Raw genomic sequence first — 25202 nt, 5'->3', positions numbered from 1 at the left:
GGATAATAGAAGCTGAACATTGACAGATAGGATACCTATATGAAACAAAAAATAAAAGATTTTGCTCTCGTTACAATCGGAGCATTTATTTCTGCTGTTGCCTTCAATAGCATGTTTGTTGAAAACCATATTGCTTCTGGGGGAGTTGGGGGCCTTGCGATTAGCATGAACGCCTTATTTGGTTGGAACACCGCTAACTTTGTACTCTATGCCAATATTCCCCTCTTGCTCCTTTGTTTTTTCTGCTTGGGTAAGGAAGTCTTCATTAAAACTGTTTACGGTGCCTGGATTTACCCAATTTTCATCAAGTTGACAGCAGGTTTACCAACCTTGACACACAATACGCTTCTAGCAGCCATCTTTGGAGGAGCTGTTCTCGGATTTGGTTTAGGACTTGTCTTCATCGGACATTCATCAACGGGTGGTACTGGCATCATTGTTCAGCTATTTGAAAAATACACACCCATTCCACTTGGAACCAGCATGGCGTTTGTGGATGGGATTGTCGTAGGGCTTGGATTTATCGCCTTTGACGCGGATACAGTCATGTACTCCATCATTGCTTTACTCTCCATTACCTACGTTGTCAACCTTGTCATGGCAGGAGCGGATTCATCACGAAATATCATGATTATTTCGAGACACCATGCGAAAATCAAGGAATACATCACAAAGGTGGCAGATCGTGGTGTGACCGAACTTCCCATGGTCGGTGGGTTTACAGGTCAGGAAAATCGCATGCTGATGACAACTGTTTCCCGTCTCGAATATCAAAAGTTAGAAACCAATATTCTTGCCATCGATGAAACAGCCTTTATTGTCGTCATGCCTGCCACCCAAGTAAGGGGAAGAGGCTTTAGTTTACAAAAGATGCATCCAAATTTAGAGAAAGATATTCTCATTCCAATGTAGTTTCAATTGAAAAATCATCTTTTTTAGAGTAGAATAAGACTAATCATAGAAATAGGAGAATTGTATTGCTTACAGTATCAGATGTATCGCTTCGTTTTAGCGATCGAAAATTATTTGACGATGTCAACATTAAGTTTACAGCAGGAAACACCTACGGCTTGATTGGAGCTAATGGTGCCGGTAAATCAACCTTCCTGAAAATTTTAGCGGGTGACATTGAGCCAACAACTGGTCATATTTCCCTTGGAACAGACGAACGTCTTTCTGTCCTACGCCAAAATCACTTTGACTACGAAGATGAGCGTGTGATTGATGTTGTAATCATGGGAAATGAACAACTTTACAGCATCATGAAAGAAAAAGACGCCATTTACATGAAGGAAGACTTTGCAGATGAAGACGGTGTCCGTGCAGCCGAATTAGAAGGTGAATTTGCAGAATTAGGTGGCTGGGAAGCAGAAAGTGAAGCATCTCAACTCTTGCAAAATCTGAACATTTCTGAAGATCTTCATTACCAAAATATGAGTGAGTTAACAAATGGGGAAAAAGTAAAAGTTCTCCTAGCCAAGGCTCTCTTTGGTAAACCAGATGTCCTACTCCTTGATGAGCCGACCAACGGTCTTGATATTCAATCAATTAACTGGCTCGAAGACTTTTTGATTGACTTTGAAAATACAGTCATTGTCGTGTCCCACGACCGCCATTTTCTCAATAAAGTGTGTACCCACATGGCTGACCTAGACTTTGGCAAAATCAAAATCTTTGTCGGAAACTATGACTTCTGGAAACAATCAAGCGAATTGGCTGCTAAATTGCAAGCTGACCGCAATGCCAAGGCAGAAGAAAAAATCAAGGAATTGCAAGAATTCGTTGCCCGCTTTTCTGCCAACGCTTCAAAATCTAAACAAGCGACTTCTCGTAAGAAGATGCTCGACAAGATTGAATTAGAAGAAATCATCCCATCAAGCCGTAAATACCCATTTATCAATTTCAAGGCTGAGCGGGAAATCGGAAATGATTTAGTCACCGTTGAAAACTTGAAAGTAACCATTGATGGAGAAGTCATCTTAGATAACATCAGCTTTATTCTTCGTCCAGGTGACAAGACAGCCCTTATCGGTCAAAATGATATTCAGACAACAGCGCTGATTCGTGCCCTTATGGGAGATATCGAATACGAAGGAACTATTAAATGGGGTGTGACAACTAGTCAATCTTACCTACCGAAAGATAATAGTCGCGATTTTGCAAGTGATGAATCCATTCTCGACTGGCTCCGTCAGTTTGCAAGCAAGGAAGAAGATGACAATACTTTCTTGCGTGGTTTCTTAGGACGTATGCTCTTTTCTGGTGATGAGGTGAACAAGCCTGTCAATGTCCTTTCAGGAGGAGAAAAGGTGCGCGTGATGCTCTCAAAACTCATGCTCCTCAAATCAAATGTCCTTGTCCTCGATGACCCAACCAATCACTTAGACTTGGAATCTATCTCTAGTTTGAATGACGGACTGAAGGCCTTCAAGGAATCTATCATCTTTGCCAGCCACGACCATGAATTCATTCAAACCCTAGCCAATCATATTATTGTTATCTCAAAAAATGGAGTCATTGACCGTATCGATGAAACCTACGATGAATTCTTGGAAAATCAAGAAGTGCAAGCAAAAGTAAAAGAACTTTGGAAAGATTAAAAGAAAAAGGCGATCTGATTCGCCTTTTCTTGCAAATAGAAAAATAAGCATTATGTTCAAAAAACACTCAAAATACCTATTTTTAGTCGCCTCTTTCCTACTACCTATCCTTATCATCGCTAGTATCTTAGCCATGAAAGGAATTTGGTGGGGAAGTGAGACCACAATTTTAGCAAGCGATGCCTTCCACCAGTATGTCATTTTTAACCAAGTATTGCGAAATACTTTACACGGCGACGGCTCCCTATTCTATACCTTTACGAGTGGATTAGGCTTAAATTTTTATGCCTTATCTTCTTATTATTTGGGCTCTATCTTATCTCCCTTGACCTACTTTTTTAATTTAAAAAGCATGCCAGATGCCCTCTATCTCTTTACACTACTAAAGTTCGGATTGACAGGGTTGTCAACTTACGTTAGTCTCTCTACTATCCATAAAAAATTACAACCTATCCTTGCCATACTGTTATCCACTTCTTTTGCATTAATGAGTTTTGCGACCAGTCAGCTAGAAATAAACATTTGGCTAGATACCTTTATTTTGGTGCCACTTATTCTCCTTGGACTTCACAAGATAATGGAAGAAGGAAGAGGAAGAATCCTCTATTTTGTTAGTCTTACTTGTTTGTTTATTCAAAATTATTATTTTGGATATATGATGGCCTTGTTTTTAGCCCTTTGGTTTCTTGTCCAGCTATCTTGGAATTTTAAGGAAAGAATCAAATCTTTTGTTGACTTTACAGTTGTGTCACTATTAGCAGGTCTCTCCAGCATGATTATGCTCCTGCCGACCTATCTGGATTTAAAAACACATGGAGAAAAGTTGACAAAGATTGTCAACTTACAGACAGAAAACTCTTGGTATTTGGATATTTTTGCTAAAAATTTAGTTGGAAGCTATGATACAACGAAGTTTGGTGCCATTCCTATGATTTATGTAGGAATTTTTCCCCTACTCTTTGCCCTTATTTTCTTCACTATAAAATCGATTAAATGGCAGGTGAAAGTCAGCTATGGTGTGCTACTTACCTTTATCGTTGCTAGTTTTTATCTCCAACCACTTGATCTTTTTTGGCAGGGAATGCACGCGCCCAATATGTTCCTACACCGCTACGCTTGGATTTTTCCATTAGTCATCATTTACATGGCTGCAGAGACATTGACACGATTGGTAGATATTCATTTGCGTAACTACCTTCCCTCTATTCTCTTCTTACTGGTTGGATTTGGAACAACATTTTTTGCCTTCAATCATTATGAATTTCTGACATCTATTCATTTTTTACTATCCTTTGAATTTTTAATAGCCTACGGAATTCTTCTATTTGCCATCAGTAAAAAGCGAATTAATATAAAAGTCTTTTCATGTGTCAGTCTATTGTTCGTCCTCTTTGAACTTGGATTGAATACCAACTTTCAAGTTGACGGTTTGTCTGCTGAATGGCACTTCCCAAGTCGTGAGAATTACGAGCAAAACTTGACAGATATTGACAAGATTGTAAAGTATGCAAAATCTACCAATGAAACATTTTATCGAACTGAGCGAATCTTTCCTCAAACAGGAAATGATAGCATGAAATACAATTACAATGGTATCTCTCAATTTTCTTCCATTCGGAATCGCGCTTCAAGCTCCACTTTAGATAAATTAGGTTTTCGTTCTGACGGTACAAATTTGAATTTACGCTATCAAAATAATACCATTCTGGCAGATAGTCTCTTTGCTGTCCAGTATAATTTAGTAGAAGGTGACCTGTCTAAATTCGGATTTTCTCCAATCCATTCAAGTGGCTCTTATTATCTCTATGAAAATGCCTACTCCCTTCCCTTAGCAGTATTAACAAGTAAGGTTTACAAAGATGTAAACTTCTCTAATCTGACACTTGATAATCAAACCCATTTCCTAAACCAGTTAGCTGGGCTCGATTTACAGTATTACCACAGCTTAGAACCTTCCAATGTTGAGAATGGATCTGAATTAACGAATCGTGTAACTGTTTCTAAAACGGAAAAAGATGAGACACCTCGCATCCAGTATTCACTATTGGTCCCTGCTCATACACAATTATATGTCAACATTCCAAATATCAATTTTACAAGTGATAATAGTAAGAATGTGCAGTTCACCATCAATAATGTCACTAAAAACTTTACTCTTGATAATACCTTCTCACTTTTTGATGCAGGATATTTTGAAGATGAACAAGTTGTGACCTTAACAATGAGCTTTCCTAGTAATTCCCAAGTCTCATTTGATAAACCGCAATTTTATCGATTGGATACAGTTGCTTATCAAGTAGCCATGGATAAACTAAGAAGTCAAGAAGTACAGGTAAAAACAAAAGGAAACAAGATTACTGTCGACTATACATCTGATACGGATGCCTCATTGCTCTTAACCCTCCCCTATGACAAGGGCTGGTCTGCCAGCCAAGATGGCAAGGCTTTACCGATTACAAAAGCGCAAAATGGCTTCATGAAAGTAGATGTCAAAAAAGGGAGCGGAAAGATTGTACTCTCATTCATTCCTCATGGATTTGTGATTGGGGCTTCTTGTTTTGGAATAGGAATCTTACTCTTTAGTTTCTACAACAGGATGCGCACCAAGAAGCGAATCAGTATCATAACAAGTAAAAAGGCGGAGGAATAATTCCCCGCTTTTTTACATAATAAAATAAAAAAATCCCCTAAAACATCAGGGAATCACTCTTACTCCGCCAGTAGGACTCGAACCTACGACATCATGATTAACAGTCATGCGCTACTACCAACTGAGCTATGGCGGATAAAATAGTCCGTACGGGATTCGAACCCGTGTTACCGCCGTGAAAAGGCGGTGTCTTAACCCCTTGACCAACGGACCATTCAAGCACTATCTAGTATAATATAGACCTTATCTCTTTGTCAAGCTATTTTTTTTGCTTTTTTCTATATCTTGACATTCCGTCTTGTTTACGATAGAATAAAATGGTTACTGAGCGGTTCCATAGCTCAGCTGGATAGAGCATTCGCCTTCTAAGCGAACGGTCGCAGGTTCGAATCCTGCTGGAATCATCTGATAAAGCCTAGCTTCTATGCTAGGCTTTTTTCTCTCCATAATTCATAATTGACATATAGGGCTGGAATCAAGACATAGATAAGTCCATATTCGGAAAATCTTAGGGAAAGAAGCGTTGAAACAATTACACCAACGCTAAAACTAGCTAAAATCAGAATCGTTTCCTGTCCTCTTTTGCGAAGGATTTTATCATGCTCCATCCATCCTTTAAACCACAGATAAGCTGCATTTTTTAGATTTCCTGTCATCATGACATTGGCGTAAGGGGCTCCTCGTAATTTTTGAAAAGTTCCAATTTGAATAGAAGCTACAAAAGCTAGGGTCGCCATGGTGAAAAATGGACCTACAAAAGGAGAAATCACAATTGCCAGAATGATAAAAGCAGTCATCAACAAGCTACTGCAGAAATGCCATATCCACCGATTTTTTTTCAATTTCCGCTTCAAGAGATAGACAATAAATTGTCCCAATACAAAGAAAAAAATAGGGTTTAGAAAGCTAAGTACCTGTGATATTTCACCTTTTGCTAAGTAATAGGATAACATGATAATATTACCTGATTGAATCCCTGCAAATCGACCTCCCTGAGTAACATAGGTAAAAGCGTTTAGATAACCGCTGATAAAAGTCAAAGCCGTTGCAATTCGTAACCCTTCAAATACTTGATATTCCTTGTTTATTGACATATTACTCCTACGTTTCACGTGAAACTATTTATGATAAGGACTTCCTTGTTGAATCATAAAGGATCGATAGATTTGCTCAATCAAAACCAGACGCATCAATTGGTGAGGTAGGGTAAGGAGTCCAAAACTCATCAAAAGATTGGCCCGTTTTTTAACCGTCTCATGCAAGCCCAAACTACCACCAATGACAAAGCTAATATCAGAATAGCCCTTGACCATGGTATCAGACACTAACTGGCTGAAATCTTCTGAAGCAAATTGTTTTCCTTCAATGGCTAAGGCAATCACATATTCACGTTCGTTGATTTTTGCTAAAATGCGTTCAGATTCTTTTTTTAAAATAGCCTTATTTTCAGCTAGACTGGCCTTATCAGGTGTCTTTTCATCAGCTAATTCAATCATCTCGATTTTTGCAAAACGACTCAAGCGTTTGACGTATTCAGCAATCCCATCCTTGAGGTATTTTTCCTTTAACTTTCCAACTGTAATCATTTTTATTTTCATACTATTATTGTATCATATTCACTCTAAATGCAACTGATAAATGTTTAGTAATAGCCTACTTTAACAGGATTTTTCTAAGTTATCCACAACCTGTGGATTGCTTTTTTATCATTTTAAGTTATAATTAAGAAAATAGGGTTATGATGAACCAAAATGTCGGAGGAAAATATCTGTATGAAAAAAATCGTAAAATATCTACTCATACTTGTACTTGGATTTGCTGGAGGATTAGCAGGAGCCTTAGCCGCTCCCGTATTTCAAACAACCAAGCAGCCAACACAAGTCGTTGAAACTAAAAAAGAGAACGAGCAGACAATCGTTAGTAAGGTACAATACAATAATGAAAATTCAACAACCTCAGCTGTTGAAAAAGTACAAAATGCGGTAGTATCTGTCATTAACTATCAAACACCACGTGATAATGGTTATCGTTCTATTTTAGAAGAAAATGACAATTCAGATGATTTAGCCGTTGCTGGAGAAGGTTCTGGAGTTATTTACAAAAAAACAGACAAATTTGCCTATCTTGTCACCAATACGCACGTCATTGCAGGAGCTGAAAAAATCGATATCCAACTGGCTTCAGGTGAAAAAGTAGAAGGAGAGTTGATTGGATCAGATACTTACGCAGATATTGCCGTCATTAAAATCGCAGCTGATAAGGTGAAAACCGTTGCTGAATTTGCAGATTCCGACAAGATTAAAGTCGGAGAAACAGCCATTGCGATTGGTAGCCCGCTAGGGAGTATCTATGCCAATACAGTAACGCAGGGAATCGTCTCTAGTCTTAGTCGTACAGTAACATCCAAGTCAGAAGATGGTCAGACTATTTCAACCAATGCCATTCAAACCGATACAGCCATCAATCCTGGTAATTCAGGTGGACCTCTTATCAATATTCAGGGACAGGTCATCGGAATTACCTCTAGCAAAATTACTTCTAGCTCCAATTCAGCAGCAGGAGTTGCTGTAGAAGGAATGGGATTTGCAATTCCAGCAAATGATGCAGTCAACATCATCAATCAACTAGAGAAAAATGGGAAAGTTATCCGTCCAGCACTAGGAATTAAAATGGCTAATTTAAGCAATCTTTCGACTACACAACGCCAAAAAGCTGGTATTGAAGATGATAACTTAAAAGCTGGTATCGTCGTTCTTTCTACTCAAAAAGGCCTACCAGCAGACGGTCAGTTAGAACAGTACGATGTCATTACCAAGATTGACGGTGAAACGGTTGAAAGCATCAGCGACCTGCAAAGTGCCCTGTATAAACATACCGTTGGTGACACCATTTCCATTACCTATTCTCGCCACGGAAAAGAAAACACAATTGACATCAAGTTGACCAATTCAACAGAAGACCTTTCAAACTAGGTAATTACTCACTTTACATCATTGTAAAGTGAGCTTTTTTTTGCTAAGATGGACGTATGGAAGAACTACGTTATATTGCAATCACTGACATCAGCCCTAATCCTTATCAACCACGGATTCATTTTGATCAAGAAAAGCTAGAAGAACTGGCCCTATCGATTAGAGAAAATGGTCTAATTCAGCCCTTGATTGTCCGAAAATCAGCCATTATCGGCTACGAATTATTAGCAGGAGAGAGGAGACTTCGAGCCAGCCAATTGGCAGGTTTGACAACCGTTCCTGTGGTCGTCAAAGACTTGTCTGATGATGACTTGCTCTCTCAAGCTATTATTGAAAATCTGCAGCGCTCTGACCTTAATCCAATTGAAGAAGCGACATCTTATCAGCGCTTGATTGAAAAAGGCTTGACCCACGATGAAATTGCACAAATCATGGGCAAATCACGACCTTATATCACCAATATTCTGCGCCTATTGCAGCTATCTGCTCCCTTGATTCAAGCAGTAGAAGAAGGAAGACTATCACAAGGACACGCTAGACTCCTAATTCCTTATCAGGCAAAAGAGCAAGAGCAGTGGCTCCATACTATTCTTGAAAAAGAGCTAAGTGTCCGCGCTTTAGAAGCAGCCCTATCCACCAAAAAAACAAAAACAATTCAACCTAGCAAAAATCTCTTTGTCAAAGAAGCAGAAGAAAATCTCCAGCAACTACTGGGAACAGTTGTTGACATTCAACAGAAAAAAAATGGCAGTGGCACCCTATCCATTTCCTTTAAAAATGCTGAAGAATTCGAACGAATTATCCACACCATTATAAACTAGTGTGGAAACAATTAATTGATGAACAGGGTTATTCACACTAAAAACTTGTCCAATCCTCTAGAAAAACAAGTAATTTCCCATATTATACACAACTTGTGGAAAACTATTATAAACCGTGTGGAAAAAGAATAAAGTTGTGGAAAACTTTATTCTTTTATGATACACTAGTAAGACCAAATCAAATAGAAAGAGAGGGGAAAAAGTGGACCAGAAGCAAACATTTTGGAGCAGGGTTCTTCAGCTGGCTAAAGCCAAGCTCAACCAAGGAGCCTATGATTTTTACGTTGAAAATGCCCAATTACTAGATATCGCTTCAAACCGAGCGCAGATATTCTTAGACAGCCCTTATAAACAGCTCTTTTGGGATCAAAATTTAAAAGATATTCTCATCACTGCGGGATTCGAAATCTTTGATAGCCAAATTGCTATTGACTATCAATTTACCACAGATGCCCCTGAACAGGCTATAGTCAGTGAGCCAGTAGTGCAGCTGCAAGAAGAACAAGCTCCTCACCCAGATATCAAACCTCAATATACCTTTGCAAATTTTGTCCAAGGAATTAATAATCAGATGGCAAAGGCTGGGGCTTTAGGGGTTGCTGATAATCCAGGAATTTACTATAATCCTCTATTTATCTATGGGGGACCTGGTTTAGGAAAGACCCATCTCTTAAACGCAATTGGAAATAAGGCTTTAGAAAATAATCCAAATGCCCGTATCAAGTATGTTTCAACAGAAACCTTTATCAATGACTTTCTAGATCATCTTCGCTTAAATAAGATGGAGCAATTCAAAGAAATCTATCGGAATTTAGATTTTCTACTCATTGATGATATTCAATTTTTACGAAACAAGGCCTCTACTCAGGAAGAATTTTTCCATACTTTTAATGCACTTTACGATAAAAATAAGCAAATCGTCTTAACCAGTGACCGTAATCCTGACTATTTGGATAATCTGGAAGAACGGATTGTAACGCGCTTTAAATGGGGATTAACAACGGATATTACACCGCCAGATTTAGAAACGCGTATCGCCATTTTGCGCAATAAATGTGAAGAATATCCTTATGACTTTACAGACGATACTCTCTCTTATCTAGCAGGGCAATTTGATTCCAATGTCCGCGACCTAGAAGGCGCCTTAAAAGATATTCATCTATTAGCTAGTGTGAAACATCTGACTGAAATTACCGTTGATGTCGCAGCGGAAGCTATTCGAGCTCGAAAACAGACAAACCCTGTCAATACGGTTATTGCGATTGAGACCATTCAGCATGAAGTAGGAGAATTTTACGGGGTTAGCCTCAAAGAAATCAAAGGGGCAAAACGTGTTCAAAATATTGTCCATGCTAGACAGGTGGCTATGTATCTTGCACGTGAAATGACCGACAATTCTCTCCCAAAAATCGGGAAAGAATTTGGCAATCGCGACCATACAACCGTCATGCACGCGCATAATAAAATCAAAAATATGCTCTCAGACGATGAAAATCTCGAAATTGAACTAACTACTATCAAAAACAAAATTCGAAACTGATACTCTATATCAGAATTTGATTTTTGACGAGTATGAGGATAACTTGTGAGAAATATCCACAGTTTTCCACAAGCTATGCACATCGTATTTTTCAAAGAAACACGCGCTATCAGGCTGTTTTCCACAGAATACACAGAGCCTACTATTACTACTAATCTTATAATATATAAATAAAGGAGAATCCATGATTCAATTTTCTATCAATAAAACTGTATTTTTACAGGCTCTTACCATTACCAAGCGGGCAATCAGTAGTAAAAATGCTATTCCTATCTTATCAACTGTAAAAATGGAAGTCTCTACTGAAGGTATTACCTTAACTGGATCAAATGGTCAAATTTCCATTGAAAACTTCATTGCAACCCAAGATGAAAATGCTGGTTTGTTGATTTCTTCGCCAGGTTCTATCCTATTAGAGGCTTCTTTCTTTATCAACGTTGTTTCAAGCCTACCTGATATTGTCTTAGATGTCCGTGAAATCGAGCAGCAACAAATCGTTTTAACCAGTGGTAAATCAGAAATTACCTTGAAAGGAAAAGAGGCAGAGCAATATCCTCGCTTGCAGGAAGTGTCAACTGCTGAACCGCTTATTCTCAAAACCAGCGTCTTGAAAGAGACCATTAACGAGACAGCCTTTGCAGCTTCAACCCAAGAAAGCCGTCCAATCTTGACAGGTGTTCACTTTGTTCTTACAGAAAATAAATACTTGAAAACAGTTGCGACAGATTCTCATCGGATGAGCCAACGTAAATTAACCTTGGATAAATCTGGGGATAACTTCAATGTGGTCATTCCGAGCCGTTCTCTACGTGAATTTGTCACTGTTTTCACAGATGATATTGAGACGGTAGAAGTGTTCTTCTCAAACAACCAAATGCTCTTTAGAAGCGAGCATATCAGTTTCTATACTCGTTTGCTTGAAGGAACCTATCCTGATACTGACCGTTTGATTCCGACAGAATTTAATACAACAGCTATTTTTGATACTGCAAAACTCCGTCAAGCTATGGAGCGGGCCCGTTTGCTATCAAATGCCACTCAAAATGGTACCGTAAAATTAGAAATTACAGGCGGTCAAGTATCAGCTCACGTGTATTCACCAGAAGTTGGTCGGGTAAACGAAGAATTGGATACGTTAGAAGTAACAGGAGAGGACTTGGTCATCAGCTTTAACCCAACCTATCTGATTGATGCCCTAAAAGCAGCTAATAGTGAACAAATCAAGATCAGCTTTATTTCACCAGTTCGTCCCTTTACCCTTGTGCCAAATACAGAAGAAATTGATTTTATCCAACTGATCACACCAGTCCGCACAAATTAGTTTTTATAAAAGAGGTCATTTGACCTCTTTTTATGTTATACTAGGGTAAAAATGAAAACGATTAGGGATATGATTGTATATATTTTAGCTAATCCTAGGGCAGGAAATGGGAAGGCTGTTACTATCATCAGAGATATTCAAGCAGCTTATCCACAGGTCGAGATAAAATCTTACCTGACGACTAGTAAAAACGACGAATATGCGCAAGTAGAAACGATTTTATCAGTGTTTCGGAAGGAGAGTGACCGGTTCTTGATTCTGGGTGGAGATGGGACCTTGTCCAAAGTCCTTTCCATTTGGCCTAAAGATTTCCCTTTTGCCTATTATCCAACTGGCTCAGGAAATGATTTTGCGCGTGCTACAGGAATTAAAAATTGGCAGCAGGTCATGGAGAATTTACTGGAAACAGCACCTCTACCCATTTGTGTACTAGAAGTTCCAAGCGGCGTAGTGGTCAATAGTTTGGATATTGGCTATCCGGCGCGTGTCATTGCACATTCAGAAAACTCAGCGGTCAAAAGGTGGTTTAATCGCCTCAAAATCGGTAAGCTCACCTATCTTTTCTTTGGCGTTCTTAGCTTATTAAATCCTTTGCAATTATCAGTTGTTGTGGAAACGAACCATCAGACAGTAGCATTGGACCATCTCTTTTTTCTGTCGATTGCGAATAACACCTATTTTGGTGGAGGGATTATGATTTGGCCAGAAGCCCATGTGACCAAATCGCAGATGGACCTTGTCTATGTGTCAGCAAGCTCCATCAGCCAGCGTATTAGGGCTCTGTTAGCCTTGCTAGTCAAACGCCACAAGGCGTCTCCTTTCTTGCAGCATATGACAGCAGAAAGGGTCAGGCTAATAGTACCGCATGAAACCGTTGCACAAGTTGATGGGGAACTACAGACCATAGAACAAGTAACCATCAGATGTCAAACACGTTATTATTATCTTGGAAAGGAATAAAGATGTACGAATTAGGAAGTATCGTGGAAATGAAAAAGCCCCATGCCTGTGTCATTAAATCAACGGGGAAAAAAGCAAATGCCTGGGAAGTCATGCGCCTAGGAGCAGACATCAAAATCCGCTGTACCAATTGCGATCACTTGGTCATGATGAGCCGGCATGATTTTGAGAGAAAATTGAAAAAAATCGTATCATAAAAGAGGATGTGCCAAGCACTCCTCTTTTGGTTAATCTAGGGATTCAAATTTGCCATCTTGAACTTTTTTAAAACCATTTTGTTCCAGTAAAGCCGTACTTGATTTAAAGCTGATTTTCTTGACATCTTTTGCGTTACTCTCAAAAATCATACCAGGAATATTTTTGAGTTCAGAAAAATCAACCTTGGTATAATCGATTTCTAATGTTTCAACTAATTTTTCATCTTGATAATCTATAGTGTGAGTAACACCTTTTTTATTTGCATAAAGAGCTGAAACTGGTTCTAGTTGTTCTTTGACTACATTTTTATCATTTGTCCCAAAAGCACTGTAATAAACAGTATTTTCTGCTGTTTGGTGGACTACATCATCTCCTTTATGGTAATAAGTCAAACGAGAATCAGATTTTGTGGTTTTATCAATTTTTTGGAAGTAGCTAGCTTCTTCTTTGGTCTCACTCTTTGCGCAAGCCACTAATAAAAATATGGATAGCAAAGAAAACATAAGTTTGAGTGTAGTAGTAATTGTTTTTTTCATAAGGTCCCCCCTTTATTTTCTAAGAATAGTATAGCATATTTTTTTATTTTTTGCGTAGTAGAATTGGTTCACTATTTTTCAAACTAGTTTCAAAGCATTGTGTGGTGGTTGAATTTATCCTTACTTATCTTGCTATTTAGCAAGCTTTTTTCAAATTTTTCTGCTATAATAGGTGTGATTGAAATTTTTGAATGGAGAATAAGAAATGGCTTTAACAGCAGGTATCGTTGGCTTGCCAAACGTTGGAAAATCAACCCTATTTAATGCAATTACAAAAGCAGGAGCAGAAGCAGCAAACTATCCTTTTGCGACCATTGACCCCAATGTCGGAATGGTCGAAGTGCCAGATGAGCGCTTGCAGAAATTAACAGAATTGATTACCCCTAAAAAGACCGTCCCAACGACCTTTGAATTTACAGACATCGCAGGAATTGTCAAAGGGGCTTCTAAAGGGGAAGGTCTGGGAAATAAATTCTTGGCCAATATCCGTGAGGTAGATGCAATTGTCCACGTTGTCCGTGCCTTTGATGATGAAAATGTCATGCGGGAACAAGGTCGTGAATCAGCCTTTGTCGATCCGATGGCTGATATTGAAACTATTAACCTAGAATTGATTTTGGCTGATTTGGAGAGTGTCAACAAACGCTATGCGCGTGTGGAAAAAATGGCGCGTACCCAAAAGGATAAGGATTCTGTAGCAGAATTTAACGTTTTACAAAAAATTAAACCAGTCTTAGAAGATGGCAAATCTGCTCGGACGATTGACTTTACGGAAGAAGAACAAAAAGTCGTGAAAGGCTTGTTCCTTCTGACAACCAAACCAGTGCTTTACGTGGCAAACGTCAGCGAAGATGAAGTCGCAGATCCAGATAATATTGAGTATGTGAAGCAAATCCGTGATTTTGCTGCGACAGAAAATGCAGAAGTGGTCGTGATTTCTGCGCGTGCAGAAGAAGAAATTTCAGAACTAGATGAAGCTGATAAAGCTGAATTTTTAGAGGCTATGGGCTTAACAGAGTCAGGTGTCGATAAGTTAACGCGAGCTGCCTATCATTTGCTAGGTCTAGGAACCTACTTTACAGCAGGTGAAAAAGAAGTGCGGGCTTGGACCTTTAAACGTGGTATCAAAGCGCCACAAGCCGCTGGTATCATTCATTCAGACTTTGAAAAAGGCTTTATCCGCGCCGTGACCATGTCTTATGATGACCTCATGACCTATGGTAGCGAAAAAGCCGTCAAAGAAGCAGGACGCCTCCGTGAGGAAGGAAAAGAATACATCGTCCAAGACGGCGATATTATGGAATTCCGCTTTAATGTATAAAGCGTGTCGAGAATAGTCTAAAGGTTGGAAACGATTTTCCAACCGTTTTAGTGTTTTAAAAGGAGATATCATGACAAAATTGATTGTGGGTCTGGGCAATCCTGGGGATCGCTATGAACATACCAAGCACAACGTTGGTTTTATGTTCATCGATCGCATCGCTAAAAAAGCAAATCTGTCCTTTAACCATGATAAGATTTTTCAGGCAGACATTGCCTCAACCTTTATAGATGGTGAAAAGGTCTATCTGGTTAAGCCAACGACCTTTATGAATGAATCAGGGAAGGCTGTCCATGCTTTATTGACTTACTATGGACTGGATAAAGAAGATTTAGTGGTGATTTATGATGACTTGGATATGACGGTTGGGAAAGTGCGCTTTCGTCAGAAAGGATCAGCAGGCGGCCATAATGGAATCAAGAGCATCATCAAATACCTTGGCAGTCAGGAATTTGATCGTATTAAAATTGGGATTGGTCGTCCCAAAAACGGTATGACAGTTGTTCAGCATGTCCTGTCACACTTTGAGACAGATGACCATATTCAGATTGAATTGACCTTAGACAAACTTGACGACTTTGTAAACTTTTATTTACAGGAAAATGACGCTGAAAAAATCATGAGAAAGTATAATAACTAAGATGAATATCATTGAATTAGTCAATCGGAATGCACAGGTTGACAAGTGGCAGGCTGGTTTGAGCAAATCGACTCGTCAGCTGATGATGGGGTTATCAGGCACCATGAAGGCCCTTGTCATGGCATCAGCATTTGATGTGTTAGATGAGAAGTGTTTGATTGTGACACAGACCCAGAATGAGGCTGAAAAATTAACTCAAGAACTGACGAGTATTTTAGGGAGCGATTATGTTTACAACTTCTTTACAGATGACAATCCTGTAGCAGAATTTGTTTTTGCTTCAAATGACCGTACTCAATCTCGCTTGGAAAGTTTAAACTTTTTGTTAGACAAAAAGAAATCTGGAATTCTCGTTGCCAGCATGGCTGCTTGTCGAATCTTATTACCAAGTCCAGCTTCTTATCAAAAGGCGATGATAAGTGTTGCAGTTGGTGAAGAAATTGAAATTGACAAACTTGTAAAGAGCTTACAAGCAGTTGGCTATAAAAAAGTGTCTCGTGTGTTAAGTCCTGGAGAATTTAGCCAACGGGGAGATATTCTGGATATTTTTGAAATTAGCAGTGAAAATCCTTATCGGTTGGAATTTTTTGGCGATGAGATTGACGGTATTCGCCAGTTTGAAATTGAAAGCCAATTGTCCATTGAAAATGTTGATAGTATTTTGATAGGACCTGCTTCTGATATGATTTTCTATTCAGAGGATTTTTTGCGTGCTGAAAAAAAGTTGACAGATAGTTTACAAAAATTGCAACAGCAAGAACAGATTTCTTATATTGAAGAAGTATTATCAGATGTAAAACAGTCTTTTCGTCATCCAGATAGTCGGAAATTCCTTTCTTATTTTTATCAAAAGGAATGGACCTTGCTAGACTATCTTCCAGCTCATACGCCCGTATTTTTTGATGATTTTCATAAAATCGCTGATCGTCATGCCCAGTTTGATAAGGAAGTTGCTGAATTATTGACACAAGATTTACAACATTATAAATCAGTGTCAAGTTTGAATTACTTTGCATCAGCCTATCAATCTTTTAGAGCTTATAAGCCTGCTACTTATTTTTCAGTCTTTCAAAAAGGACTAGGTAATCTGAAGTTTGATGCTATGTACCAGTTCAATCAGCATTCGATGCAGGAATTTTTCAATCAAATTCCCTTGTTGCAAGATGAATTACGCCACTATGCCAAATCGAACTATACCGTGATTATTCAGGCTGAATCAGAATCCTCTTTACAACGTTTACAGAAAACTTTACAGGAATATGACATCGAGCTAGCTTTTGCTGCACCAAATCAGCTCCAAATTGGTCAGCAGCAATTAACGATTGGCCAATTATCTGCTGGATTTCATTTCTTAGATGAAAAAATTGCCCTGATTACAGAGCATGAAATTTTCCATAAAAAGATTAAACGGAAAATCCGTCGCAAAAACATTTCAAATGCGGAGCGTTTAAAAGATTATAGTGAGCTGACTGTCGGAGATTATGTGGTTCACCATGTTCACGGTGTGGGTCAATACCTCGGAATTGAAACGATTGAAGTATCAGGAATTCATCGGGATTATCTGAGTATTCAATATCAGAATAATGACCGCATTTCTCTGCCTGTCGAGCAAATTGATGTCCTGTCAAAATACCTTGCTTCAGACGGTAAAACACCAAAACTCAACAAGTTAAATGACGGTCGTTTCCAGCGGACCAAGCAAAAAGTAGTCAAGCAGGTCGAAGATATTGCAGACGATTTGATTCGTCTCTATGCCGAACGCAGTCAACTAGAAGGCTTTGCCTTTTCACCAGACGATGTCAATCAAGTAGAATTTGACCAACATTTTGCCTATGTTGAAACAGAAGATCAGCTCCGCTCTATCAAAGAAATCAAAAAAGATATGGAAAAGTCGTCTCCAATGGACCGTTTGTTGGTAGGGGATGTTGGTTTTGGTAAGACAGAGGTTGCCATGCGCGCAGCTTTTAAAGCGGTTAATGACGGCAAACAAGTAGCGATATTGGTTCCGACAACTGTCTTGGCCCAGCAGCATTTTACCAATTTCCAAAGTCGTTTTGCAGAATTTCCTGTCAATGTCGATGTTATGAGCCGGTTTAAGACCAAGGTAGAGCAAGAAACGACGCTCGAAAAACTCAAAAAAGGTCAGGTGGATATTATTATCGGTACCCACCGTCTGCTCTCAAAAGATGTGGAATTTGCCGACTTGGGACTTTTGGTGATTGACGAGGAACAGCGCTTTGGAGTGAAACATAAGGAACGCTTGAAGGAGTTGAAAACCAAAATTGATGTGCTGACCTTGACGGCAACGCCGATTCCACGGACCTTGCAGATGTCCATGTTAGGTATTCGTGATTTGTCAGTCATTGAAACACCCCCTACCAATCGTTACCCTGTTCAAACATATGTGCTAGAGACCAATCCCTCAATTATCCGTGATGCAATCTTGCGGGAAATGGATAGAGGGGGCCAGGTTTACTACCTTTACAATAAAGTTGACACAATCGAACAAAAAGTATCTGAAATACGAGAATTAGTACCTGAAGCAGAGATTGGCTACGTCCATGGTCAAATGTCAGAAATCCAATTAGAAAATACACTTCTAGCCTTTATTGAGGGGGAATACGATGTCCTAGTGACAACGACGATTATTGAAACAGGAGTCGATATTCCAAATGCCAACACTCTTTTTATCGAAAATGCAGACCACATGGGGCTGTCAACCCTCTATCAACTAAGAGGTCGTGTTGGTCGCTCCAATCGTATTGCCTATGCCTATTTGATGTATAGACCCGACAAAAATCTGACAGAGGTTGCTGAAAAGCGTCTTGAAGCCATTAAAGGTTTTACAGAACTAGGTTCCGGCTTTAAAATTGCCATGCAGGATTTATCTATTCGAGGGGCTGGAAATATTTTGGGAGCAGCCCAGAGTGGCTTTATTGATTCAGTCGGCTATGAATTATATTCACAATTACTAGAAAATGCCATTCTTGAAAAGCAAGGTAAGCAGGCTAAACGGGAAAAAAGCAATACTGAAATCAATCTCTTTATCGATGCGTATTTGCCAAGTGAGTATATCTCTGACCAACGTCAAAAAATTGAGATTTATAAGCGGATTAAGCAGATTGAAACTCGGGTAGATTATGAAGAATTACAAAATGAGTTAATGGATCGCTTTGGAGAATACCCAGATGTGGTGGCTTATCTTCTTGAAATTGGTCTTTTGAAATCCTCTTTTGATCAAGTATTTGCACAGAAAGTGGAACGAAAACAGGATCAGCTTGTGGTCAGCTTTGAAGAACTATCAGGTCAAATCTTCCTGATGCAAGATTACTTTGAGGCTTTGTCTGTGACAGATTTAAAAGCCCGTATTTCGGAAAATAAGGGACGTGTGGAGTTGGTCTTTAATATTACTAAGAAAAAAGACTATGAAATCATCGAAGAACTCCTGCATTTTGCTGAAAAAATGGTTGAAATTAAGGCACGAAAGGCGCTATAAAGTTTTAAAACGAATCAAAAAGTGATACAATAAAGAAATGAGGTGAAAATATGAGACTAGATAAGTATTTAAAAGTTTCCCGTATTATCAAACGTCGCACAGTTGCAAAAGAGGTGGCGGATAAGGGAAGAATCAAGGTCAATGGTATTTTGGCTAAATCATCGACTGATTTGAAAGAAAATGACCAGATTGAAATCCGTTTTGGAAATAAATTGCTGGTTGTCAGAGTGCTGGAAATGAAAGATAGCACGAAGAAAGAAGATGCGCTCAAGATGTATGAAATCATTAGTGAAACAAGGATTGAAGCAGATGAAAAAATCGAACATTCTCCAAATCAATAACCAATACATTCAAGAAGAACTGCAAAAAAGCCAGGCTTATCGGCAAGAAAAAAAGCAGAAGAATCGCTTTATGGGTTCCATCTTGATTCTTGTTGTCTTTCTCTTCGTCTTGCCGACCTACAATTTGGTTACTAGTTACGAAAATTTACAAAAGCGTGAGGTCCAATTGAACGATTTGCAAAAGCGTTATAAAGACTTAGAAAAGCAGCAAAAAATTGAGACTTCCTTGGTGAAAAAACTAGAAGATGAAGAATATGTGACCAAGTATATTCGAGCAAAACTTCAATATTCAAAAGATGGGGAATTTATTTATAACATCCCAGGATTATTACCACGATGACAGAAACGATTGTAGAAATTGTAGAAAAATTCTTGGCTTATTCTGATGAAAAATTAGAGGAACTAGCTGAGAAAAATCAAGCCTTAAAAATTGAGGAAAAGGATACTAAAAACTAGGAAAGGAGGGAACATGAAAAAGCAGTTATTATGGCTTATTAGCCCAGTCTTATTCGCAGCGACACCCGTTGGAAGTACTGAAATTCTATTTGAATTATCCAATCAGATGAATTATCAGTTGAACTACAAAGAGTATAGTACTGATTTTCAAAGTGTTCCAGCCAATCCCAATGTCTTTGAAGAAGTTGACAGCTACCTTGACAAAGAGTTGACAACTCCTTACAAAAAAATCAAACCCAATCAATCCTTTTCGATCATTGGTGTCGATAGTAATAGCCAGAACCAGCTAGTCTTCCAATTAAAGGATAAGAGTTATGTAGTGGCTGATCAGACCCATATCTATGATGATATTATCCTATCGCAAAAGGTTGTTGCAGAAAAAGCCTGGCTCAAGAAAGGTTTCACCCTCTACTCCAGTCCCATCGCTAATCAAGCGAAAAAAATAGATATTGGTGTTAAGCCCTACAAAGAAGTAACAGTATCAGAAATTGTTGAAACTCATCTAGGTTTCTTTGCGAAAATAAACTCTAAAGCGTGGGTAAATGTGGCTGATTTATCAGAAACAGATAACCGTATAGATGCTGTTCAGGAGTTACTTACGACAAAATATCATTCTAAGAATATAGCTGTCTATGTCAAGAAGTTGTCAACTGGAGAGACAGCAGGTGTCAATCAAGACAAGATGATGTATGCAGCAAGTGTGACCAAACTCCCTGCCTTATACTATGTTCAAGAAAATATCAATCAGAAAAAAATAAAATTGACAGATAGTGTAAAGTATGTCAAGGAAACAGAAGATTTTGATGGTGCCTACGAACCAGAAGGAAGTGGCTCAATCCCTAAAACACCTGATAATCAGAATTACAACATTGATGACTTGATTAATCGAACTGCAAAGGAATCAGATAATGTGGCTAGCAATCTCCTCGGTTATTATGCAGCTGATAAATTCGATAAGCGTTTCTATCAAGAAACGACTAGAATTGCAGGTCAAAAATGGGACATGGTCTCGCGCATGGCATCGGCTGAAATGGCAGGATTGATGATGGAAGCAATCTATCATCAGAATGGTTATGTCCTAGAAAGTCTGTCTACTACCAACTTTGACGACCAACGGATTGCGAGAGATATCGATGTCAAAGTCGCCCACAAAATCGGAGACGCCTATGACTTCAAGCATGACGTAGCGATTGTCTATGCCAAAGAGCCATTTGTTGTCTCGATTTTTACAGATCAGATGACGTATGATGATATTTCACAGATTGCAAATGATGTATACAGGATTTTAAAATAATCATGGAAGAAAAATTTTTAAAAGTGACACAAGAAGGTCACTTTTTTGATAAGCATAAGTCAGTCCTTATCGCAGTTTCAGGTGGAAAAGATTCAATGAATTTGCTTCATCTTCTCTATAAATACCAGGATATCCTTGATATTAGGATTGGGGTTGCTCATGTCAATCATCAGCAACGAAGAGAATCAGCTGAGGAAGAGGTTTATATCAAAGAATGGTCTGAAAGACGAAGCATTCCTTTTCACGTTTCTTATTTTGAAGGAACATTCTCTGAAGAAGCAGCTCGCACCATGCGCTATGATTTTTTTGCAGAAGTGATGAAGCAGCATGATTATACAGCTCTTGTCACGGCTCATCACGCTGATGATCAGGCAGAGACGATTTTCATGCGTTTGATTCGAGGCAGTCGTCTAGCTCACCTTTCCGGTATGAGAGTTGTTCAACCTTTTGCAAGTGGAGAGTTGATTCGTCCCTTATTGCCTTTTCCTAAGAGCGAATTGATGAATGTGCCTCACTTTGAAGATGAGAGTAACTATTCTTCGCTTTATTTTAGAAATCGTATTCGTAATGACTATCTTCCTCTATTAGTCAATGAAAATCCCCAGTTTACATCTGCTTTATTGCATGTAGGAAAAGAGTCGGAGTTGTTGCATCAGGCTCTTAGGGACTTGATCTGTCACATTGACGTGACAAATTTGCAGGATTTTCAAGCGCAGACAGTAGCTGTTCGTTATTTTTTACTACAACACTATCTGGAAGAATTTCCAGAACTTCAGTTGACACGAGATCAATTTGACCAAGTGTTAAACATTCTTGAAAAAAGGGCCAATTACCAGCACCACTTAAAAGGTGACTATTACCTTATCAAGGATTATCAGCGCTTTGCTATTACAAAAATCCAACCTAAGACGGATAGGCAAGAGGAAGAATACGTGATAGAATCAGAAGGTGTTTTTCAACATGGGTCGTTTATTTTTTCATTAAATGAGCCACTTGAGCAACCAGATCAGATTATCTATCTTCAAGTTCATCAACCGATTCTCCTACGAGGGAGAAAGGCTGGTGATCGTATTTTGCTTCATTCGATTCACAAAAAAATTCGCCGTTATTTTATTGACCAAAAAATACCTCAAAAGTTGCGGGATACGGCTATTGTGATTGAACAAGAGGGAAAAATTTACGGAATCGCAAATATGGTTGCCAGTGATTTGAGTAAATCTGCAAAAAATGATATAATCAAAGCTACATTATATATAAAAATGAAAGAGTGAATGAAATATGTTGGAAAAAGATATCAAAAAAATCCTTATTTCAGAAGAAGAGATTGTTGCAAAAAGCAAGGAATTAGGGAAGATTTTAACAGAAGATTATGCTGGAAAAAATCCCCTTTTGGTTGGTATTTTAAAGGGTTCTATTCCGTTTATGGCGGAACTCGTCAAACATATCGACACTCATATCGAAATGGACTTTATGGTGGTTTCTAGCTATCATGGGGGTACTGAAAGTAGCGGTACTGTCAAGATTATCAAGGACTTAGATACAAACGTTGCGGGTCGTGATGTCCTCTTTATCGAAGATATCATTGATACAGGACGCACCTTGAAAGAATTGAAAGAGTTGTTTGCTCTACGCCAAGCAGCTTCTATTAAAATTGCAACCCTCCTTGATAAACCAGAAGGCCGTGTGGTGGAGATTGAACCAGATTATACTTGCTTTACAATTCCAAATGAATTTGTTGTAGGATTTGGTCTAGATTATGATGAAAACTACCGCAATATTCCTTACGTAGGAGTATTGAAAGAAGAAGTTTATTCGAATTAGAAAAAGGTTACTATAGTATTTATGAACAATCAAAACAATAAAGGATTTATCCGAAATCCTTTTCTCCTTATTTTAATTATTGCTACTTTAGTTACGGCGTATCAATTTTTTAAAGCAGGTAGTCAAGTTTCAACTCATGAAATCAGCTACTCACAAGTTGTGAAAGAATTAAAAGACGGTAACGTGACAGATGTCACTTACCAACCAAATGGTAGTGTTGTTGAAATTTCAGGAACCTATAAAAATAAAAAAGTAGCAGATAGCAAGGCTGCGGAATCGATTAAATTATTCCAAGTTTCAGATAAGACGAGTTATCAAAAATTTACATCGACTATGTTGCCAGCTGATTCAGCACTAGCTGATTTGCAGGCACTGGCGAAAGAAAACGATGTAAAAGTGACCGTCAAGCCAGAAAGTTCCAATAGCTTGTGGCTCAATATTCTGATTAACATTTTTCCGCTCGTGATTTTCGGTATTTTCTTTGTCATGATGATGAACCAAGGTGGTGGTGCACGAGGCGCCATGAATTTTGGACGTAATAAATCTAAGGCATTAGAAAAGAGCAATGTTAAAGTCCGTTTTTCTGATGTAGCCGGTGCAGAAGAAGAAAAGCAAGAGTTAGTAGAAGTTGTTGAATTTCTTAAAGATCCAAAACGCTTCACTAAATTAGGCGCGCGCATTCCTGCAGGCGTCCTGCTTGAAGGACCTCCAGGAACAGGTAAAACACTTCTTGCAAAAGCTGTTGCTGGAGAAGCAGGAGTACCCTTCTTTAGTATTTCTGGTTCTGACTTTGTCGAAATGTTTGTCGGAGTTGGTGCTAGCCGTGTCCGCTCTCTCTTTGAAGATGCTAAAAAAGCAGCCCCAGCAATTATTTTCATCGATGAAATTGATGCTGTCGGTCGCCAACGTGGTGTCGGCATGGGCGGCGGAAACGATGAACGTGAGCAAACCCTCAACCAATTATTGATTGAAATGGATGGTTTTGCTGGAAACGAAGGTATTATCGTAATTGCTGCAACCAACCGTAGTGATGTATTGGATCCAGCCCTTCTTCGTCCAGGACGTTTTGACCGCAAAGTCTTAGTCGGACGACCAGATGTAAAAGGCCGTGAAGCGATTTTGAAAGTCCATGCCAAAAACAAACCATTGGCAGAGGATGTCGATTTGAAATTGGTGGCGCAACAAACCCCAGGATTTGTTGGTGCGGATTTAGAAAACGTTTTGAACGAAGCTGCTTTGGTCGCTGCTCGTCAGAATAAGTCAGTTATCGATGCTTCTGATATCGATGAGGCAGAAGACCGTGTCATCGCAGGACCGTCTAAGAAAGACCGTCAAATTTCAAAACGTGAGCGAGAAATGGTTGCCTATCACGAAGCAGGTCATACAATCGTTGGACTTGTTCTGTCAAATGCACGTGAAGTTCATAAAGTAACCATTGTTCCTCGTGGGCGTGCAGGTGGTTACATGATTGCCTTACCAAAAGAAGATCAGATGCTTCTATCTAAGGAAGATATGAAGGAGCAATTGGCAGGTCTTATGGGTGGTCGTGTGGCAGAGGAAATTATTTTTAATGCTCAAACAACAGGCGCTGCAAACGACTTTGAGCAAGCGACGCAAATGGCGCGGGCTATGGTTGCAGAATATGGAATGAGTGATAAAATGGGTCCAATGCAGTATGAAGGAAATCATGCTATGTTTGGTGGCTACACTGCTCCAAAACATATTTCTGAACAGACCGCTTATGAATTAGATAATGAAGTTCGCAAGTTATTGAATGAAGCGCGCGATAAAGCAGCTGAAATCATTCAAGCTAACCGGGAAACACATAAGCTGATTGCAGAAGCTTTGTTGAAATATGAAACATTGGATAGCGTTCAAATCAAATCACTCTATGAAACAGGACAAATGCCAACAGATTCTGAACACCGTGATGAGGAAGATGTTCATCCACTTTCATATGATGAAATTAAAGAAAAAATGCAAGATGAGAAGTAAATTTACTTCTCATTTTTTGATAGTAGATGGATAAACTCCTTGTCTGAAGCGGAGCTTCCCAATGGTTAAAAAAATTAAAAAATTTTTCAAAAAGTAGTTGACATGTTAAAGAAGAGGTGATATACTGATATAGTTGTCGCTTGAGAGAGCGGACGGACAAGACCTTTGAAAATTAAAGAAGACGAACCAAACGTGCAGGGTGGTTTATGGAGACATAAACCGTCAATGAACGAAAAAAAT

22 protein-coding genes and 3 tRNA genes are annotated in these 25202 nt (G+C 38.9%); 20 read left to right on the top strand and 5 right to left on the bottom strand.

The features are described 5' to 3' along the window. Window positions 1-39 precede the first annotated feature (39 nt). The 3 genes from BU202_RS07125 to BU202_RS07115 all read left to right on the top strand — a co-directional run bounded on the left by BU202_RS07125 (window position 40) and on the right by BU202_RS07115 (window position 5250). Window positions 40-912 (top strand): YitT family protein, encoded by an 873-nt coding sequence (locus BU202_RS07125; RefSeq protein WP_075105105.1) that lies wholly within the window; start codon window positions 40-42, stop codon window positions 910-912. Window positions 913-977: 65 nt separating this feature from the next. Next, window positions 978-2600, top strand: coding sequence for an ABC-F family ATP-binding cassette domain-containing protein (locus BU202_RS07120; RefSeq protein WP_075105104.1), 1623 nt, complete (start codon window positions 978-980; stop codon window positions 2598-2600). Window positions 2601-2652: 52 nt separating this feature from the next. Next, the gene (locus BU202_RS07115; protein ID WP_075105103.1) at window positions 2653-5250 is read left to right on the top strand and encodes a YfhO family protein; all 2598 of its coding nucleotides are present in this window, start codon (window positions 2653-2655) and stop codon (window positions 5248-5250) included. 62 nt (window positions 5251-5312) lie between these two features. Here the strand turns inward: BU202_RS07115 and BU202_RS07110 are convergent. Further along, a tRNA-Asn gene (locus BU202_RS07110) sits at window positions 5313-5386 on the bottom strand. 5 nt (window positions 5387-5391) lie between these two features. Then, window positions 5392-5463 (bottom strand) — tRNA-Glu (locus tag BU202_RS07105). A 117-nt stretch (window positions 5464-5580) separates the two neighbouring features. On the opposite strand from BU202_RS07105, the gene BU202_RS07100 reads away from it, so the two are divergent. Next, a tRNA-Arg gene (locus BU202_RS07100) sits at window positions 5581-5654 on the top strand. An 18-nt stretch (window positions 5655-5672) separates the two neighbouring features. Here the strand turns inward: BU202_RS07100 and BU202_RS07095 are convergent. Next, window positions 5673-6344 carry a YoaK family protein gene (locus BU202_RS07095; protein WP_075105102.1) on the bottom strand — a complete coding sequence of 224 codons (672 nt, stop codon included), beginning with the start codon at window positions 6342-6344 and terminating at the stop codon, window positions 5673-5675. A 24-nt stretch (window positions 6345-6368) separates the two neighbouring features. After that, window positions 6369-6848, bottom strand: coding sequence for a 23S rRNA (pseudouridine(1915)-N(3))-methyltransferase RlmH (rlmH, locus tag BU202_RS07090; protein WP_075105101.1), 480 nt, complete (start codon window positions 6846-6848; stop codon window positions 6369-6371). A 174-nt stretch (window positions 6849-7022) separates the two neighbouring features. On the opposite strand from rlmH, the gene BU202_RS07085 reads away from it, so the two are divergent. From BU202_RS07085 to BU202_RS07060, 6 genes are all read left to right on the top strand, one after another. Beyond that, window positions 7023-8222, top strand: coding sequence for a S1C family serine protease (locus BU202_RS07085; RefSeq protein ID WP_089503454.1), 1200 nt, complete (start codon window positions 7023-7025; stop codon window positions 8220-8222). A 56-nt stretch (window positions 8223-8278) separates the two neighbouring features. After that, window positions 8279-9043 carry a ParB/RepB/Spo0J family partition protein gene (locus BU202_RS07080; RefSeq protein WP_075105099.1) on the top strand — a complete coding sequence of 255 codons (765 nt, stop codon included), beginning with the start codon at window positions 8279-8281 and terminating at the stop codon, window positions 9041-9043. Between the two features lie 202 nt (window positions 9044-9245). Next, a complete protein-coding gene (gene dnaA, locus BU202_RS07075; RefSeq protein WP_075105098.1) occupies window positions 9246-10583 on the top strand; it encodes a chromosomal replication initiator protein DnaA in 1338 nt (445 codons plus the stop codon). A 184-nt stretch (window positions 10584-10767) separates the two neighbouring features. Next, on the top strand, window positions 10768-11904 hold the full coding sequence (dnaN, locus tag BU202_RS07070; RefSeq protein ID WP_075105097.1) for a DNA polymerase III subunit beta: 1137 nt from the start codon (window positions 10768-10770) through the stop codon (window positions 11902-11904). A gap of 51 nt (window positions 11905-11955) precedes the next feature. After that, window positions 11956-12864 (top strand): diacylglycerol/lipid kinase family protein, encoded by a 909-nt coding sequence (locus tag BU202_RS07065; RefSeq protein ID WP_244149033.1) that lies wholly within the window; start codon window positions 11956-11958, stop codon window positions 12862-12864. Between the two features lie 2 nt (window positions 12865-12866). Further along, a complete protein-coding gene (locus BU202_RS07060; RefSeq protein WP_075105095.1) occupies window positions 12867-13061 on the top strand; it encodes a DUF951 domain-containing protein in 195 nt (64 codons plus the stop codon). A gap of 30 nt (window positions 13062-13091) precedes the next feature. Here the strand turns inward: BU202_RS07060 and BU202_RS07055 are convergent, their stop codons facing one another. Continuing rightward, window positions 13092-13598 (bottom strand): YehR family lipoprotein, encoded by a 507-nt coding sequence (locus BU202_RS07055; RefSeq protein WP_075105094.1) that lies wholly within the window; start codon window positions 13596-13598, stop codon window positions 13092-13094. Window positions 13599-13803: 205 nt separating this feature from the next. Here BU202_RS07055 and ychF point away from each other — a divergent pair, with 205 nt between their 5' ends. The 10 genes from ychF (at window position 13804) to ftsH (ending at window position 24962) form a co-directional block, all read left to right on the top strand. Further along, window positions 13804-14919: a redox-regulated ATPase YchF gene (gene ychF / locus BU202_RS07050; RefSeq protein ID WP_075105093.1), complete on the top strand. Its 1116-nt coding sequence runs from the start codon at window positions 13804-13806 to the stop codon at window positions 14917-14919. A 70-nt stretch (window positions 14920-14989) separates the two neighbouring features. Further along, window positions 14990-15559 (top strand): aminoacyl-tRNA hydrolase, encoded by a 570-nt coding sequence (pth, locus tag BU202_RS07045; protein ID WP_075105092.1) that lies wholly within the window; start codon window positions 14990-14992, stop codon window positions 15557-15559. A 1-nt stretch (window position 15560) separates the two neighbouring features. Further along, on the top strand, window positions 15561-19055 hold the full coding sequence (gene mfd / locus BU202_RS07040; protein ID WP_075105091.1) for a transcription-repair coupling factor: 3495 nt from the start codon (window positions 15561-15563) through the stop codon (window positions 19053-19055). A gap of 50 nt (window positions 19056-19105) precedes the next feature. Continuing rightward, complete coding sequence (locus tag BU202_RS07035) at window positions 19106-19396, top strand: RNA-binding S4 domain-containing protein (protein WP_075105090.1); 291 nt, start codon at window positions 19106-19108, stop codon at window positions 19394-19396. After that, a complete protein-coding gene (locus BU202_RS07030; protein WP_075105089.1) occupies window positions 19365-19736 on the top strand; it encodes an FtsB family cell division protein in 372 nt (123 codons plus the stop codon). The genes BU202_RS07035 and BU202_RS07030 overlap by 32 nt, the downstream gene beginning before the upstream one ends. Continuing rightward, entirely contained in the window at window positions 19733-19852 is a 120-nt protein-coding gene (locus BU202_RS07025; RefSeq protein ID WP_075105088.1) for an SP_0009 family protein, read from the top strand. The genes BU202_RS07030 and BU202_RS07025 overlap by 4 nt, the downstream gene beginning before the upstream one ends. Before the next feature lie 13 nt (window positions 19853-19865). Further along, a complete protein-coding gene (locus BU202_RS07020) occupies window positions 19866-21146 on the top strand; it encodes a serine hydrolase (RefSeq protein ID WP_075105087.1) in 1281 nt (426 codons plus the stop codon). A gap of 2 nt (window positions 21147-21148) precedes the next feature. Then, complete coding sequence (gene tilS / locus BU202_RS07015; RefSeq protein ID WP_075105086.1) at window positions 21149-22417, top strand: tRNA lysidine(34) synthetase TilS; 1269 nt, start codon at window positions 21149-21151, stop codon at window positions 22415-22417. A gap of 7 nt (window positions 22418-22424) precedes the next feature. Then, a complete protein-coding gene (hpt, locus tag BU202_RS07010; protein WP_075105085.1) occupies window positions 22425-22967 on the top strand; it encodes a hypoxanthine phosphoribosyltransferase in 543 nt (180 codons plus the stop codon). A 21-nt stretch (window positions 22968-22988) separates the two neighbouring features. Further along, a complete protein-coding gene (gene ftsH / locus BU202_RS07005; protein WP_075105084.1) occupies window positions 22989-24962 on the top strand; it encodes an ATP-dependent zinc metalloprotease FtsH in 1974 nt (657 codons plus the stop codon). Window positions 24963-25202: the final 240 nt, after the last annotated feature.

Origin of the sequence: Streptococcus cuniculi (assembly GCF_001921845.1) — a bacterium.
Taxonomy (GTDB): Bacteria; Bacillota; Bacilli; order Lactobacillales; family Streptococcaceae; genus Streptococcus; species Streptococcus cuniculi.
This window is presented reverse-complemented; position numbering and strand designations above follow the sequence as displayed.